Source organism: Pseudomonas sp. 43(2021) (assembly GCF_017490805.1).
GTDB lineage: Bacteria > Pseudomonadota > Gammaproteobacteria > Pseudomonadales > Pseudomonadaceae > Aquipseudomonas.
This window is the reverse complement of sequence record NZ_JAFGYJ010000639.1, coordinates 1-256: the sequence shown is the minus strand read 5'-3', so window position 1 is coordinate 256 and position 256 is coordinate 1. Positions and strand designations below refer to the sequence as shown.

The window sequence follows — 256 nt, the reverse complement described above, 5'->3', positions numbered from 1 at the left end:
ACAGCTAGGAGGTTGGCTTAGAAGCAGCCACCCTTTAAAGAAAGCGTAATAGCTCACTAGTCGAGTCGGCCTGCGCGGAAGATGTAACGGGGCTCAAACCATGCACCGAAGCTACGGGTGTCATCTTACGATGACGCGGTAGAGGAGCGTTCTGTAAGCCTGTGAAGGTGAGTTGAGAAGCTTGCTGGAGGTATCAGAAGTGCGAATGCTGACATGAGTAACGACAATGCGAGTGAAAAACTCGCACGCCGAAAGA

At 51.6% G+C, this 256-nt stretch carries 1 rRNA gene; it reads left to right on the top strand.

Annotated elements, in window-relative coordinates:
* Positions 1-256, top strand: a 23S ribosomal RNA gene (locus J5M71_RS29080); the annotation flags it as partial.